The following is a 15686-nucleotide window of genomic DNA, read 5'->3' as shown; positions in this document are numbered from 1 at the left end:
TACTTAACCGGTTCATAGATGTGTGGCTCGCGTGACGTATGTTCAACTTCGCGCGGGAGCGCTCCCACCGCGCTAGAGAAACCGGTTGAGGAGGGGTCGTGGGAACCCGGATCAAACTCGACGTGATCGCCGCCGCGGCGCACGTCTCCACGCCGACGGTCTCGAAAGTGCTGAACGGCCGGCCCGACGTGGCGCCGAGGACCCGCCGGCACATCGAGAACGTGCTCAAGGAACTCGGCTACACCCACCGCCCGCCGCGCCCCCGCCGGGTCGGCCTGATCGACCTCATCTTCAACGACCTCAGCCCGTGGTCCACCGCCATCGTCCGCGGCGCCGAGGAGGCCAGCCTGGCCGCCCGCACCCGGCTCGCGGTCTCGGTGATCCCGGACGAGGCGGCGGTCGAACGCTGGCTGAGCAGCGTCGACCGCAGCCGTACGGACGGCGTCGTCCTCGTCACGGCCGACCTCTCCCCCTCGCACCGCGAACGGCTGGCCGAACTCCAGGCGCCGATCGTCCTGGTCGACCCGGTGACCGACCCGGTCGCCGACCTGCCGTCGATCGGCGCCGGCAACTGGGCCGGCGCGGCCGCCGCGACCGACCATCTGATCGCCCTCGGCCACCGCCGCATCGCCACCATCACCGGCCGGCTCACCGCGCTCTGCAGCCACCAGCGGCTCGACGGCTATCGGGCCGCACTCGCCCGGGCCGGCCTGCCGATCGATCCGGCGCTGATCGCGGAGGGCGACTTCGCGTACGAGTCGGCCCACGCCTCGGCCATCGCCATGCTCCGCCTGCCCGACCCGCCGACGGCGATCTTCGCCGCCTGCGACCAGCAGGCGATGGGCGTCTACGAGGCGGCCCGCCGCCTCGGCCTGCGCATCCCGGACGACCTGAGCGTGGTCGGCTTCGACGACATCCCGACCGCGGCCTGGATGTCGCCGCCATTGACCACGGTCCGCCAACCGCTGGCCGAGATGGCGGCCCTGGCCGTCCGCACGGTGCTGTCCCCGCACCCCACGCCCTCCCACCGCCGCACTGAACTGCCGACCGAACTGGTCATACGCGCGAGCACCGTGCCCCCTCGACGGGCTTAGCCGGCCCTCGGCATCGGCTGGGGTCCGGCGGTCGGGCCGTGCACGACCGGGCGCCCGCCGACCCAGTCGAGGCGGTCGAGCCACATCTGCCGGCCCGGCGCGACGCTGCCGATGCCGTCGGCCGGCCAGGCGTGGTAGAGCAGCCACGTGCTTCCGTCCGGCAGCGTGACCGGGTAGCAGTGCCCGGGACCGGCCGCGGCTCCGGACGACTTGAGTATCGGGTTCTCCGGGGCGTCGTGGCACGGGCCCAGCGGCGAGTCGCAGGCCGCGTAGCCCACGGCGTACCGGTCGGTGTCGAAGGCGTTGGCCGAGTAGAAGAGATAAAGCTTGCCGTCGTGGTGGACCATCTCCGGGGCCTCGATCACCGCGCCCTGCCACGGCTTGTCGTTGGTCAGCAGGCGGGTCCGGTCGCCGGTCAGCGTGAGACCGTCGGCCGACAGGCGCTGGGCGTAGAGGTGGGTCGGCTGCCCGATGTGGTTGCCGTCGTTCTTCCAGTACAGGTAGAGCCGCCCGTCGTCGTGGCGGTAAGGGCTGGCGTCGATCGAACCGCCCTCGTCGTCCTGGCAGACCAGCGGCTCGGGGGCCGGTGCGAACGGGCCGTGCGGGTCGTCGGCGACCGCGGTGCCGATGCACTGGCGGTCCGCCTTCGACCAGCGGGCGGTGTAGTAGAGCACGTACTTGCCGGCGTCGGTCTTCAGCACCTCGGGCGCCCACGTGTTGCCCGCGGTGGCCCACTTGCCGACGGTCGGCAGCACGTCGCCGTGCGAACTCCAGTGCACCAGGTCGTTCGAGGTGAGCAGCGGGACGTTGGCGTCCGCGTTGTTGGTTCCGTAGGCGAACCAGGTGTCGCCGGCCCGCAGCACGCCCGGGTCGGGGAAATTCCTGTCGTAGACCGGATTGGTGAAGGTCACGGGTTCTCCCGGGGAAGGCGGCGACGACGTCGGGGAGGAGGAGCAGGCGGCGGCCAGGCCGAGGACCATGGCCGCCGCCAGCAACGGACGGATCACGGCTGATAGATCCGGACGTAGTCGAAGTGCGCGGTCACGGCCGGCGTCGCCCCGCCGTGCGCGTCCAGCCCGATCCTGGGCACCTCGCCGGCCGGGAAGGTCCACACACCGCCGAGCGTCCAGGTGCGCCCGTCGGTGCTGGATTCCGACCGGAACCGATGCTCCCCGGTCACCGGATCGACCCGGTGGACCAGGCGGAGCCAGGTGGTGGTTGCGGGGGTGCCGACGGTCACGCCGCCGTAGGCGAGGGCTCCGGCGTACGCGAACTCCCGCCCGAATTCGAGCTGCCGCGTGTTCCAGATGGCCACCTTGTCGAACCGGGCGAAGTCGTCGTCCGAGACGTAGGCGACGAGCCCGGCCTGCTGATAGTTGCGCACATCGTCGACGCCCAGGTCGAGCGTCAGTTTGGTCTCGACGGTGTAGTTTCCGGCCGGGGCGGTGCGCAGCAGCACGCTCGCGTTGTTGGCCGTGCCGCTGAGGTCGCCGTCCTGCACCGGCCAGTTGAGGCTGCCGCCGCCGACCGTGACCGCGTCGTCGGGCCGCACCCAGCTCCAGCCCGCCGTAAGTGGATCACTACCGAGGCCCTTGGGCCCTCCCCCGTTGACGATTGTCCCCGTTTTTTGAAGATCGTGGGGGGCGCCTGTGGACGAAAGGTGACTCGAGGAGAACTCATCCGACCAGACGAGACGACCGAGTGCGGGCGGCGGCACCGCGTGCGTGACCGGCCGGTACAGCCGCTCGGCGCTGAAGTTGTCGATGTCGCCCCGGCCGGTGTAGCCGACCGGACCGGCGGACGAGGCGCGCAGCGTCACGGTCGCGAGCGGCCCGCCCAGGCGCGCCTCGGTCAGCGACGCGGTCAGGACGCCGTCCCGCACGGAGACGGCCAGGTTGTGCCAGTCACCGAAGTCGATACCGGCCGGCAACGGTGCCGCGGACCGGCGCGCACCCGCCGACGCCACCAACTGGCCCGCGGTACGGTCGATCGAGACGCGGGCCGAGCCGGCGACCAGACCCAGCGACGACCCGGAAGGCATACGGAGGTCGGCCTCGATCCGCACGTCACCGGCGGGACGCGGGCGCAGAACCGTCCCGTTCACCGCGGCGTACCCGCCCGGTGAGCGGCTGAAGGTCTCCGCACCCGTGCCGATCGGCGCCGGCTGCGGGGTGTCCGACGCCCCCGCACCGGCCCGGACCACCGGCCAGCCGTCGATCCAGTCGAGCCGGTCGAGCAGCATCGGCCGGCGGTTGACGCCGTACGGCGCGTCCAGGTAGGGCTGGTTGCGGTCGATCGCGTGGTAGACGAGGTAGTCCTGGCCGGACAGATCGGTGACCACCGCATTGTGGCCGGTGCCGATCCAGCGGTTGCCGTTCTGGGTGATGACCGGCGTGCCACCCACGGCCGATGCGGTCAGCGACACCCCGTGCGCGTCGACGAACGGGCCGAGCGGCGAGCGGGAGCGCCCGACCGAGACCGCGTAACCGGTCGCCGGTCCGGCGCAGCAGTTGGCCGACGACGCGAACAGGTAGTAGTAGCCGTCGTGGCCGACGACGTAGGCGCCCTCGTACTTGTTGTCGAGGGCGACCAGCTGCGGCGTACCGGAGGAGCGCAGGCCGTCCGCGCTCAGCGCGACCACCGATATGCCGCCGTAGTAGCTGCCGAAGTAGAGGTACCGGGAGCCGTCGGCCGCGGTGAGCTCGGCCGGGTCGATCGTGCTGAGGTAGCCGCCGCCACCGCCGGGGCGGGGTGCGACCACCGGGTCGGGTTGCTGGGTCCAGGGGCCGGCCGGGGTCGGAGCGGTCGCGACACCGATGGAGAAGGACGAGTCCGGAGGCGCGACCGCGTAGTACATCACGTAGTGGCCGTCGAAGTAGCGCACGTCGGGCGCCCAATAGGAGGAGCCGGGCGCGACATAGGGCGCCGCGGGCCCGCTCAGCGCATCGCCGACATATGACCAATGGGTCAGATCGGACGACTTGGCAATCGGCACGTGGTGTGGCGTGCCTTCGCCCGAGCGCAACGGATCGGACGTGGCATAGGCGTACCAGTAGCCGTCCTGGCCCCGGATCAGGGAAGGGTCGGCGAAGGTGTCGGCGAAGCCGTGCGACACCGGGTTGACGAGCAGGTTCAACGCCAGGAGCAGGGCGCGAAACACGGGATCACCCCTTCAGTCCACTGTGCGTGACGCTCTGGATGACATGCCGCTGGGCGGCGATGAACAGGATCAGCACCGGAACGCTGGCCACCACGGCGCCGGCCATGGCGATCGGGTAGTTGGTGGTGGCGGCGTTCTGGAGGTTGCCGAGGCCGGCCGGGAGGGTCAGATGGTCGGCGCTGAACAGGACGTAGAGCGGCCAGAGGAAGTCGTTCCAGTTGGTCAGGAACGACAGCACGGTGAGGGTGGCCAGGGCGGGACGGGCCAGCGGCAGCACGATCCGGGTGAAGATCTGCCACTGGTTGGCGCCCTCGATGAGTGCCGCCTCCTCGAGTTCGACCGGGAGCGCGGAGAAGAACTGGCGCAGGAAGAAGACGCCGAACGCGCCGCCGGCCGACGGCACGATCAGCGCCCAGAGCGAGTCGAGCCAGCCCAGCTTGCTGACGATCAGGAAGTTCGGGATCAGGAAGAGGAACGGCGGCACGAAGAGCGTGCCGACCACGGTCGCGAAGACCACCTTGCGGCCGCGGAACCGGAGCCGCGCCAGGGCGTACGCCGCCATCGCGTCGACCGCCACGATCAGCACGGCGTTGGCGGTGGCGGCGATCAGGCTGTTGACGAACCAGCGCAGTACCGGCGTGGCCGAGTTGGTGGTGAGCACCGTGTCGTAGGCGGTCGACGAGAACGGGTTCGGCAGCCACGACAGCGGCAGCGCGGTCGCGTCGTTGTTGGTCTTGAAGGAGGTGGCCAGCATCCACAGCAGCGGCGCCACGAAGATCAGCGTGAGCACCACCAGCGTGAGCCAGAAGAACACCCGGCCGACGGTCCATGGCCGCCGGTTGCGGGTCGTGGTCATAGTCGTCATGAGGCCTCCCGCCGCTGGAGCAGGCGCATGTTGAGAACGCTGATCGCCATCAGGGCCAGCGCGAGGATGTAGCTCATCGCGGCGGCCATGCCCTGGCGGTTGTTGCCCAGGCCGGTCTGCGCGATATACATGATCGCCGTCCGGGTCTCGTTGGCCGGCGCGCCCTTGGTGAGCAGGAACGACTGCCCGAACATGTTGGCCGAGGCCAGGATCGTCACGGTGGTCACGAACGCCATCACGGGACGCAGGCCGGGCAGGGTCACGTTGCGGAACTCGTCCCACCGCGACGCGCCGTCGACCCGGGCCGCCTCGTACAGCTCCGGGGAGATGTCCTGCAGGCCGGCCATGTAGATGACGGCGTTGAATCCGAGGGTCCACCACACCGTCATGCCGACCAGCGAGACCCAGGCCCACGGCACCTCGGTGGTCCATGGGATCGCGTGGCCGAGGTAATAGTTGACCAGGCCGATGTTGGGGTCGAGCACGAAGCGGAACAGCAGGCCGACGACGGCCACGCCGAGGACGTACGGGGCGAAGAACACCGCCCGGAAGAAGCCGCGCCCGCGGAAGGCCCGGTTGAGAAGCAGCGCCACGCCGAGTGGGCAGACGATCAGGAACGGCACGCTGAACACCGTGAAGATCCCGGTGGCCAGCATGCTCTTCCAGAAATCGCCGCTGTCCCGGCTGTCCGGAGTGAACAGGTCGATGTAGTTCTGCAGGCCGACCCACGGCTTGCCGGGCAGCAGGTAGTTGTAGTCGTGGAAGCTGACCCACAGCCCGAAGACCGCCGGGATCAGCACGAAACCCAGGAACAACACCCCGAAGGGCAGAAGAAACAGGTACGGCGTGAGCCGCCCGTGCCGGGCCACCGGCACCCCGCGGGCGACTTCGGCCTCGGATCGGCTCGGAGCCTCGACGACGGTCACCGTCAGGCCCCGTACTTCTTCTTGTTGTCGGCCAGGATCTTGTTGGCCCGGCCGGCCGCGGCGGTCAGTGCCGCCGCCGGGTCCTGCTTGAGCAGGACGGCGCTCTGCACACCGGTGTAGAGCTCGGCCAGCGCGTCGTCGATGCCGGCGACCGACGGCGGGAAGTGGGTGAACTGCACGTCCTCGGCGAACGACTGCAGTCCCGCGATCGCCTTGAAGTCGGCACCCTGGGCCTGGGCGTTCTGGGCCGGCACCTTGGCGCTCTTGGCCCAGTCGGCCGAGTGCTGGGTGAACCAGTTGATGAAGAACCGGCTGGCGTTGGTCTTGTCGGCGTCGTTCGACTTCTTGCGGGGCAGCACGAACTGGTGGCTGTTGCCCCAGACCCCGCCGGTCGAGCCGATCTTGGGCAGCGGCGCGGTGCCGATCTCGTACGTCTTCAGCGTGGCCACGTCGTTGACCTGCCAGATGCCCTGCCAGTTGAAGACGTTCTTGCCGTTCTTGAGGGCGATGTAGTCGGCGTCCTGGCCCACGTTCTTGGGGCTGTAACCGTTCTTGACCAGGTCGACCATCCAGGTCAGCGCCTGCACGCCGGCGTCCGAGTTCCAGGCCGCGCTGCTGTTGTCGGAGCTGAACACGTCGCCGCCGAACTGCCAGAGCAGCGACTCGAACTGGAACCCGCCGGTGAACTGGAACGGCGAGACCCACGAGCCCTGCACGCCCTTGCCCTTCAGCGTGTCCAGGGCCTGCATGTACTCGTCCTTGGTCGCCGGCGGCTTGTTCGGGTCGAGGCCGTTCTTCTCCATGACGGTCTTGTTGTAGAACAGGCCCAGGTTGTGGACGTCGATCGGGATGCCGTAGCGCTTGCCCTGGTATTCGCCGCCGTTCCAGACGGCCGGCGCGTAGTCGGACGCCTTGAGGCCGAGCGCCGACGCCACGTCGTCGAGCGGCACGATGACCTGCTGCGCGGCCTGGGTCGGCATGTCGTCGATGTGCATGGCCGCCACGTCCGGGCCGTTGCCGCTCTGCACCGCCGCGGGCAGCTTCTGGAAGAAGTCGGCCCACTGGAAGACGTTCATCTTGACCTGCACGTTCGGGTTGGCCGCGTTGAACTCGTCGACCATCTTCTGCGCGGTCGCGCCGTCGCTGCCGGTCCAGCCGTTCCAGAAGGCGACGGTGACCTTGGGGCCGCTGTAGCTGGCGCCGCCGTTGCCGCCGGTCGGCGCCTGGGGTGCCTTGGAGGTGCCGCCGCACGCGGCAAGGGCCAGTGCCGAGCCGGTGCCACCGGCCAGCGCGAGGAATCGACGTCGGTCAAGCGAACTCATGGGGGTACTCCTTCAGACAGATAGTTCGAGAACGTTCCAGGAAGCAGGCGGAAGAGAGACAGTGAGCCGCCCGTCGTCGACACGGCCGGTCAGCTGACGTGGCACGATCCGGTCGGGGTCGGCCTGGGTGTTGGTCGCGCGCAGGTCGTCGTCGGCCAGCACCCGGTGGGTGCGCAGCCGGGCCGCGGGGAGGGCCCGCAGGTCGACGGTCAGCGTGAGGGGCTCGTCGAGCGAGCGGTTGACCGCGAAAAGCGCGGCCGCCCCGGCCTGGAGATCGAGACTCGCGGCCGCGGTCAGGACGGGCACCGGACCGTACGCGGCGGTGTCGGTCAGCGGCGACTCCGGCTCGACCCGCAGGGCGTCCCCCCGGGCCAGCCGCGCGGTGAGAGCGAACGGCCAGTACGTGGTCTGCCGCCACGCCGGGCCACCGGGCTCGGTGCGGATCGGCCCGATCACATTGGCCAGCTGGGCCTGGCAGCCGATGCTCACGCGGTCGGCATGCCCGAGGAGAGAGATCAGATAGCTGCCGACCACGACCGCGTCGAGAACGCTGTACTCGTCCTCGATCAGCCGGGGCGTCGGCCGCCACTCCAGCGAGGCCTCGCCGCCGAAGCGCTGCTGATACCAGACGTTCCACTCGTCGAACGACAGGCGCAGCTTCCGGCCCGAGCGGGTGCGGGCCTTCACGTGGTCGGCGGTCGCGATCACCTCGTCGATGAACGCGTCCATGTCGACCGCCGAGCCGAGGAAGCTGGCGGTGTCGCCGTCGCGCTCCTCGTAGTAGGCGTGCAGGGAGATGTAGTCGACCTGGTCGTAGCACTGCTCGAGGACGGTCGCCTCCCACGAGCCGAAGGTCGGCATGTGCCGGCCGGAGCTGCCGCACGCCACCAGCTCGACGCCCGGGTCGAGCCGGCGCATCGCCCGGCCGGTCTCGGCGGCGATCCGGCCGTACTCGTGGGCGGTCTGGTGGCCGATCTGCCACGGGCCGTCCATCTCGTTGCCGAGGCACCACAGCTTGATCCCGTACGGGTCGTGGTCGCCGTTCTTGACGCGGCGGTCCGACAGTGCGGTGCCGCCCGGGTAGTTGCAGTATTCGAGCAGCTCAACGGCCTCGGTGAGGCCCCGCGTACCGAGGTTGACCGCCAGCATCGGCTCGGCGCCGAGCCGGCGCACCCAGGCCATGTATTCGCCCAGCCCGAACTGGTTGCTCTCGATCGACCGCCAGGCCAGGTCGAGCCGGGTCGGTCGCGACTCGCGCGGCCCGACGCCGTCTTCCCAGCGGTAGTTGGAGACGAAGTTGCCGCCCGGATAGCGGACCACGCTGACGCCCATCTCGCGGGCCAGGTCGAGCACGTCGGTGCGCAGCCCGAGCTCGTCGGCCGCCGGGTGACCCGGCTCGAAGACCCCGGTGTAGACGCTGCGGCCCATGTGCTCGACGAACGAGCCGAAGAGCCGCCGGTCGACGGGTCCGAGCCGGAACGCGGGGTCGAGAGTGAGGCGGGCGTCGATCATGGAGCCTCCCGGTTGGATCGATGCCCTCGGTTTTACAACGTTGTGTATATCGTTGTAAAGAGCTGGTAACCCGGCCTACTATGCTGGGCGGGCCAGCAGAAAGGGGCGGGGAGTGGGCGCCGGCATCAAAGACGTGGCGCGGCTCGCCGGCGTCTCGGTCAAGACCGTTTCCAATGTGGTCAACGGATTCCAGTTCGTGTCCGACAAGACCCGGGCCAAGGTCCAGGCGGCGCTCGACGAGCTCGACTACCGGCCCAACCTCTCGGCCCGGCTCCTGCGCGGCGGCCGCACCGGCATCGTGGCGCTGGCCGTCCCCGAGATCAGCTCGCCCTACTTCGCCGAGCTGGCCGCCCAGTTCGTGCAGCACGCCAAGGGCTACGGCTGGACCGTGCTGATCGACGAGACCCAGGGCGCCAAGGACAACGAGCGCCTCGTCCTCGACGGCATCAAGTCCCACCTCGTCGACGGCCTGGTCGTCAGCCCGCTCGCGCTGACCGCGAAGGAGATCGAGAGCCGCCGCGACGACACGCCGCTCGTGCTGCTCGGCGAACGCCTCGCGCACTCGCCGGTCGACCACGTCAGCATCGACAACGTGGCCGGCGCCCGGGCCGCCACCGAACACCTGATCTCGCTCGGCCGCACCCGCATCGCCGCGATCGGCAGCCAGCCGCACGTCTCCGGCGGCACCGCGGCGCTGCGGCTGCGGGGCTACCGGGCCGCGCTGAAGACGGCCCGCATTCCGTACGATCCGCAGCTTGTCGTCCCGGCGAAGAGCTACCACCGCGCCGACGGATACGAGGCGATGAGCACCCTGCTCGACCGGGCCGACCGACCCGACGCGGCGTTCTGCTTCAACGACCTGCTGGCCATCGGCGCGCTCCGGGCACTGCACGAGCACGGCTGCCGGGTCCCGGAAGACGTGGCACTGATCGGCTTCGACGGCATCGAGGACGCCGAGTTCCACACCCCGTCACTGAGCACGATCACCGCCGACCGGGCCGAGATCGCCCGGCTCGCGCTGGCCTTCCTCGAGCGGCGGATCACCGGCGGCGCGACCGCCTCACCCCAGGAGGGGTACGCGTCTTTCGAGCTGACGCTCCGCGGCTCCGCGTGACAATTTTCCGCGCCCGTTGAAAAGACGGTTGTCGAGGTAACCAGGTCAATGCCTATAACGATCAAGGGCATCGTGACCTGGGCCGACGCCGTTCCATAAATGTTCTTTAACCGTTGAACGGCCTCCGCGGGGACTCCGTAATTGCGAGCGTGGAACCCAGTCCACCGAATAAGTTCCCCGAGGAAGGGACCTGGCACCGTGCGTAAAAGGTACAAAAGGCCGGCGGCCTCGGGCGGGCGGCGCCGCGTATCGGGGAAGGTCATCCTCATCTCGGGCACCGCGGCGCTGCTCGCGGCCGGCACCGGCATCAGCCTCGCGGCCACCCAGGGCAGCACGAGCAACTCGGTGACCTGCATCGTCCTCGCCGACGCGAAGGCGGCCGCGGACGCCAACTCGGCCCTGTCGGACCACTTCCCGGTCGGCACCGCGCTGCACCTGACCAGCGCCGGCCGCCAGGTCGACGTCACGGTCAGCGGCCCGATCACGGCGGCGGCCCCGACGACGGCCGCGCCCGCGCCGAGCGACTCGGCCACCGCCCAGCCGACCGCAACGGCCACGGCCGACCCGTCGGCCACGGCGAGCGCCCCGGCCACGAGCGCGCCGGCCACCACGACGAGCGCGCCCGCCGGCGGGACCGGCGGCGGTAACAGGCACCACCACCACAAGCCGCCGCGGGGCGGCCAGACCACCAAGCCGGCCGCGAAGCCGACCGCCAGCGCCTCGGCCGCCGAGTCCAACGCGCAGAAGGTCGCCAAGGTCGCCAAGGTCGCCGTCAAGGCCGACGACAACCAGGGCGTCGACGCCAACTCGGTCTGCGTCGAGCTGTCGAAGAACGCCTTCAACTCCCTCGGCAACGTCGGCAACGGCAACAACGTGGGCGCCTTCATCGCCACGATGACGGCAGTCCAGGGCGGCGGCCAGGCCGGCGGCGGCCAGGCAAGCAACGGCGGCGGCCAAGCCGGAAACGGCGGTGGTCAGGCCGGGAACGGCCAGGCGGGCAACGGCGGCGGCCAAGCCGGGAACGGTCAAGCCGGAAACGGCGGCGGCCAGGCCGGAAACGGCCAGGCGGGCAACGGCGGTGGCCAGGCCAGCGCCAGCGCCAGCGCCAGCGCCAGTGCCAGCGCTTCTCCGAGCTCGAGCACCGGCAACGGCCAGAACGCCGGTGGCGGCACCAAGGGTGGCACCACCAAGCACCACCACAACGGGAACAACCGCTGAGTCACGGCGTACGGAAAGGAGGCGGCGGGCCCGACGGGCCGCCGCCTTCTCTCATAGGGTGACCGGCAGGTGGAAGAGGCCCCGCAGCAGCATGCCCGGCCGCCATTGCAGCTCGTCGACCGTGCCGTCGAGACGCATCTGCGGGAACCGGTCGAGCAGACCGGTGAACGCGATCTGCGCCTCGAGCCGGGCCAGCGGCGCCCCCAGGCAGTAGTGGATGCCGTGCCCGAAGCCGAGGTGCGGGTTCTGTTCGCGGGTCAGGTCGACGTCGGCGGCGTCGGCGAAGCGCCCGGGATCGCGGTTGGCCTCGGCCAGCCCCACGAACACCGAGGCCCCGGCCGGCAGCGGGCGCCCGCCGATCTCCATCGGCTCGGTGGTGAACCGGGACGTCGCGTAGGCCACCGGCCCCTCGTAGCGCAGGAACTCCTCGATCGCCGCCGGCAGCAGGTCCCGGTCAGTTTCCAGCCGCTCCCAGCGGGACCGGTCGGCGAGCAGCAGCATCGCGCCGTTGCCGATCAGGTTGACCGTGGTCTCGTGCCCGGCGATCAGCAGCAGGAACACCATCGAGGTCAGCTCGTCCTCGGACAGCCGGTCCTGATCGTCGCGGGCCGCGATCAAACCGCTGAGAAGATCTTCGCCAGGTCGCTCGCGCCGCTGCGCGAGCAGCTCCCGGGTGTACGCGACGAGATCGCGCATCGCCGACGGAAGCTGCTCCCGGTAAGCCGGCCCGCCGACGATCACGTTGGTCCACGACCGGAAGGTGTCCCGGTCCTCGTCCGGCAGCCCGAGCAGCTCGCAGATGACCTGGATGGGCAGCGGGAACGCGTACGAGTCGATCAGGTCGGCGCGCTTCTCGCCCGCCAGCCCGTCGAGCAGGTCGTCGCTGATCTGCTGGATGCGCGGGCGCAACGCCTCGATCCGCCGGGCGGTGAACGCGGCCGACACCAGCCGGCGCAGCCGCGTGTGGTCGGGCGGGTCGGCGGCCAGCATGTGCCGGAACGTCGCCTCCCGGATGTCGTCACCGAGCGGGCCGACGCGCAGGCCGGGGGCGGTCTTCGACAGTCGCGGGTCGTTGAGCGCCTGGCGGGCCTCGTCGTACCCGGTGACCAGCCAGGCCCGGGTGCCGCCCGGAATCTCGATCTCTCGAATCGGTCCCCTGTCGACCTGCGTCATGCGCATCCTCCGGTGTTCGCACTGTCCGTCCAGTATGCCCGGTTGGACTTGTTCGACCTGCGGGGATGCGAACGGGCGTCAATTTCGGCAGACTGCCTCGAATGACTGGCGCCGTTCTGGGTGGTCGATACCGCCTGACCCGACCGATCGGCTCGGGCGGCATGGCCGTGGTCTGGGAAGCCCGTGACGAAGTGCTGGGCCGCGAGGTGGCGGTCAAGGTGCTGGCGGGCAGGCACGTGGGCGACCCGCAGTCGCGCGAGCTGATCCGCCACGAGGCCCGGGCGGCGGCCGCGCTCTCGCACCCCAACATCGCCCAGGTCCACGACTACGGCGAGACGTCCACCCCCGACGGCGTCTTCCCGTTCGTCGTGATGGAACTGATCCGCGGCGACACCCTCCTGGAACGCGCCTCCCGCACCGTCGTGCCCCCGTCGTTCTCGATGCGGGTCTGCGCCGAGGTCGCGGCCGCGCTGGCCGCCGCCCACAGCGAGGGCATCGTGCACCGCGACGTCAAACCGGCCAACGTCATGCTCGCCCCGACCGGCGCCAAGGTGGTCGACTTCGGCATCGCGGCGGCGGTCGCCCCGGGCCGCGCCGATGAGGACTTCGAGGTGCTGGGCACCCCCGCCTACCTGGCCCCGGAGCGCCTGCTCTCCGACGTGGTCGAGCCGGCCTCGGACGTGTACGCGCTGGCGATCCTCCTCTACCAGCTGCTGGCCGGCTGCCTGCCGTGGAGCAACGAGACCACCACCCAGATGCTGACCGCCCACATCTACGTGGACCCGGTTCCGCTCGGCCCGACCGACGGCGTCCCCGACTACGTGGTCAGCCTGTGCAACCGCTGCCTGGCCAAGGACCCCACGCTGCGCCCGTCGGCCCGCGAGGTGGCGGCGGTGCTGGCTCACGGCGCGCGGGCCAAGGTCGCCCTCCCCGACCCCTCCCTCGACCCGCCGTCGCCACCGTTCGCCTTCCCGCCCGGCCCGCCCGGCCCGTCAAGCCCGCCCGGCCTGCCCGCTGAGACCGCAACCGCACCCGCGCTCGGAGTCATCGCCGGACCGACGCCCGGTTCCACTGCTGCACCCGGGTCCGAAAGCATCGCGGAGCCGACAGGGCCGGCTGCGGCATCCGGGTCCAGGGGCATCGCCCGGCCGACGGCCGGGTTTGCTGCCGCCGCCGGGTCCGGGGGCAGCGCCGGATCCGCCGGTTCGGTGCCGGTGCCCGACGCATCGGATCGGTCCGCCGAGACCCAGCGGCCGGCCGTTCCGGTCGGCCGGCGTCTTCTCCTACGCGGCGGGGGCGCAGTCGCCGCGATCGTTGTCGTCGCCCTGGCCGCCTGGCTGCTCCGGGTTCACGACAGCTCGAGCAACTCGCCGGCGGTCGGCGCCCCGGCTGTAGTCCGACCGGCCGCGTCCTCGTCCGGACCGGCCGCCGGGCCGTCGTCGCCCTCGTCGTCACTGTCGTCGGCCGACGCGGCCGAGGCGACGAAGTCCGCGGGCGCACCGGCCACCCGCCCGTCGCCCCCGGCAGCGGCAGGCCCCGCCTCGCCGAGCGCAACCGACCACCCGACGAGCAGGGCTCCCACCACCACTTCCGCTACCTCGAGCGCGACCCCGACGGTGCGCCGGTTGTCCTCTCCGGGCGGCGCCGTGCAGGCGACCTGTCCGGAGCCGGCCACCGCCGAGATCCTGTCGGCCGACCCCACCGAGCCGTACAAGGTCGAGAGCCTGGACACCGCACCGGGCTCGTCCCCCACCGCCGTCTTCAAACACGGCAAGGGCCGCGTGACGGTGACCGTCACCTGCCGGGGCGGCGTCCCCGCCGGCAGCAACGCCGTGACCGGCTGACCGGCCCTCAGCCGGCTGCGGCGTCGAGGGCGGCCAGCGCCTCGGCGTCCAGGCGGACCTCGCCGGCGGCGACGTTCTGGGCGAGGTGGGCCGGGTCGGCGGTGCCCGGGATGAGCAGCGTGTTGTCGTAGTGTGCCAGCAGCCAGGCCAGCCCCACCTGGGCCGGGGTGGCGCCCAGCCGGTCGGCGGCCGCGATCACCGCCGGGTGGTCGGTGACCTTGGGGAACTGCGGGTGGGACGAGCCGAGCGGGAAGAACGGCACCCAGGCGATGCCGTGTTCGCGGCAGACGTCGAGCACCTCTTCGGCCGTGCGGTCCACGAGGCTGTAGAGGTTCTGCACGCCGACGATGCCGGCCGGCAGGGCCCGCCGTAGCTGGGCGGCGGTGACGGCGGACAGTCCGATCCCGCCGATCTTGCCCTCGTCGCGCAGCGCGATCAGCTCGGCCAGCTGGGCGTCCAGGTCGACGCGCTGGTCGCCCTCGCCGACGATGCCGGGCGGGGCGTCGGCGCGGCGCAGGTTCACCGCGGCCAGGTGGTCGGTGCCGAGCGTGGTCAGGTTGGCTTCGACCTGGGCGCGCAACTGTTCGGGGCGCTGGGCGGCGACGAGAGTCTTTCCGGCACGCTCGGCGCCGACCTTCGTGACCAGGGCCAGGCTTTCGGCGTACGGGTAGAGCGCCGCGCGAATGCGCTGGTTGGCGGTCCCCTCGCCGTAGAACTCGGCGGTGTCGATGTGATCGACGCCGTGGCCCGCCGCGTCCTTGAGGACCGTCAGCGCGATGTCCTCGGCGACCGGCGGGCGGCCGTCGAGCCGCTCGACGAGCTGCATGGCGCCGAAGCCGATCCGGGCGACCGTGCGGTCGCCGAGGTGGCCGGTGCCGCCGGGGGCTCTGCGGGTGTCCGTCATGTCCATCTCCTTCGTGTGTCTCGTGGTGATCCTTGCCCTCGGGGTGGGCGGCGTGGCAGGGACAGCCGATACCAGGCAGCGGGAAGATCCATCGGCGTTCATCAGTAGACGCTGGTCGGACGGCATCAACCGTTCGGACAAGGTTGGTTGCCGATGTGCATATGCACGTGCAGATGGCCTTGCCAATGCCAGCGCAAGGGACGATCGTGATACCTGCGGACGAGGCGGAAGTCCGGAGCGAAGATCCCGAAAGGGGCGATCAGTGCAAGGAGTCACGCAGGTGAGCGACGGCACACGGAGAAGGCCGGTGTGGACTTTCGCAGAAGCGGACTACCGGTTCGGTGAAGGCACCTTGCGGATGACTGTCGACCGCGTCGACTGGAGCTCGCCGGTGCAGCAGGACGGCGAGACGTGGTACGAGGTGGCCGGCGTCGAACTCTCTGCCGACGGTCGCGTGGTCGGCCCGCGCCGCACCATGGTGCGGGCCAGCCGCCTCTCCGCCCTGCGCCGCGAGGCCGGGCGCTAGCCGGGGACGGTGCCGGCCCGGCGACGGG

Annotated in this window: 13 protein-coding genes; 5 read left to right on the top strand and 8 right to left on the bottom strand. The window is 70.9% G+C overall.

The genetic code is table 11. The features are described 5' to 3' along the window. The first annotated feature begins 98 nt into the window (after window positions 1-98). Window positions 99-1094 carry a LacI family DNA-binding transcriptional regulator gene (locus ACIA5C_RS45355; RefSeq protein WP_396066900.1) on the top strand — a complete coding sequence of 332 codons (996 nt, stop codon included), beginning with the start codon at window positions 99-101 and terminating at the stop codon, window positions 1092-1094. Here the strand turns inward: ACIA5C_RS45355 and ACIA5C_RS45350 are convergent. The 6 genes from ACIA5C_RS45350 to ACIA5C_RS45325 are packed head-to-tail and all read right to left on the bottom strand — an operon-like array spanning window position 1091 to window position 8879. Next, the gene (locus tag ACIA5C_RS45350) at window positions 1091-2101 is read right to left on the bottom strand and encodes a glycoside hydrolase family 43 protein (protein WP_396066898.1); all 1011 of its coding nucleotides are present in this window, start codon (window positions 2099-2101) and stop codon (window positions 1091-1093) included. The two genes, ACIA5C_RS45355 and ACIA5C_RS45350, sit on opposite strands and share 4 nt — an antisense overlap. Next, window positions 2098-4254 carry a family 43 glycosylhydrolase gene (locus tag ACIA5C_RS45345; protein ID WP_396066896.1) on the bottom strand — a complete coding sequence of 719 codons (2157 nt, stop codon included), beginning with the start codon at window positions 4252-4254 and terminating at the stop codon, window positions 2098-2100. Before ACIA5C_RS45345 ends, ACIA5C_RS45350 begins: the two co-directional genes overlap by 4 nt. 4 nt (window positions 4255-4258) lie before the next feature. Further along, a complete protein-coding gene (locus ACIA5C_RS45340; protein ID WP_396066894.1) occupies window positions 4259-5119 on the bottom strand; it encodes a carbohydrate ABC transporter permease in 861 nt (286 codons plus the stop codon). Next, a complete protein-coding gene (locus ACIA5C_RS45335) occupies window positions 5116-6045 on the bottom strand; it encodes a carbohydrate ABC transporter permease (protein WP_396066892.1) in 930 nt (309 codons plus the stop codon). Before ACIA5C_RS45335 ends, ACIA5C_RS45340 begins: the two co-directional genes overlap by 4 nt. Window positions 6046-6047: 2 nt before the next feature. Then, window positions 6048-7367, bottom strand: a complete 1320-nt coding sequence (locus tag ACIA5C_RS45330; RefSeq protein WP_396066890.1) for an extracellular solute-binding protein — start codon at window positions 7365-7367, stop codon at window positions 6048-6050. A gap of 12 nt (window positions 7368-7379) precedes the next feature. Further along, window positions 7380-8879, bottom strand: coding sequence for an alpha-N-arabinofuranosidase (locus ACIA5C_RS45325; RefSeq protein WP_396066888.1), 1500 nt, complete (start codon window positions 8877-8879; stop codon window positions 7380-7382). A gap of 112 nt (window positions 8880-8991) precedes the next feature. Between ACIA5C_RS45325 and ACIA5C_RS45320 the strand changes: the two genes are divergently transcribed. Further along, a complete protein-coding gene (locus ACIA5C_RS45320; RefSeq protein ID WP_396066886.1) occupies window positions 8992-9993 on the top strand; it encodes a LacI family DNA-binding transcriptional regulator in 1002 nt (333 codons plus the stop codon). 198 nt (window positions 9994-10191) lie between these two features. After that, window positions 10192-11211, top strand: a complete 1020-nt coding sequence (locus ACIA5C_RS45315) for a hypothetical protein (RefSeq protein ID WP_396066884.1) — start codon at window positions 10192-10194, stop codon at window positions 11209-11211. 51 nt (window positions 11212-11262) lie between these two features. On the opposite strand, the gene ACIA5C_RS45310 is transcribed toward ACIA5C_RS45315, so the two are convergent. Beyond that, window positions 11263-12384, bottom strand: a complete 1122-nt coding sequence (locus ACIA5C_RS45310) for a cytochrome P450 (RefSeq protein ID WP_396066882.1) — start codon at window positions 12382-12384, stop codon at window positions 11263-11265. Window positions 12385-12485: 101 nt separating this feature from the next. Between ACIA5C_RS45310 and ACIA5C_RS45305 the strand changes: the two genes are divergently transcribed. Beyond that, the gene (locus tag ACIA5C_RS45305) at window positions 12486-14228 is read left to right on the top strand and encodes a serine/threonine-protein kinase (protein ID WP_396066880.1); all 1743 of its coding nucleotides are present in this window, start codon (window positions 12486-12488) and stop codon (window positions 14226-14228) included. Window positions 14229-14235: 7 nt separating this feature from the next. On the opposite strand, the gene ACIA5C_RS45300 is transcribed toward ACIA5C_RS45305, so the two are convergent. After that, on the bottom strand, window positions 14236-15132 hold the full coding sequence (locus ACIA5C_RS45300; RefSeq protein ID WP_396066878.1) for an aldo/keto reductase: 897 nt from the start codon (window positions 15130-15132) through the stop codon (window positions 14236-14238). 358 nt (window positions 15133-15490) lie between these two features. On the opposite strand from ACIA5C_RS45300, the gene ACIA5C_RS45295 reads away from it, so the two are divergent. Then, entirely contained in the window at window positions 15491-15658 is a 168-nt protein-coding gene (locus ACIA5C_RS45295) for a hypothetical protein (RefSeq protein ID WP_396066876.1), read from the top strand. Window positions 15659-15686: the final 28 nt, after the last annotated feature.

It is taken from the genome of Actinoplanes sp. NPDC051343, from assembly GCF_044455125.1.
Taxonomy (GTDB): Bacteria; Actinomycetota; Actinomycetes; order Mycobacteriales; family Micromonosporaceae; genus Actinoplanes.
The sequence above is the reverse complement of the archived record's forward strand: the minus strand, read 5'-3'. Positions and strand labels throughout refer to the sequence as shown.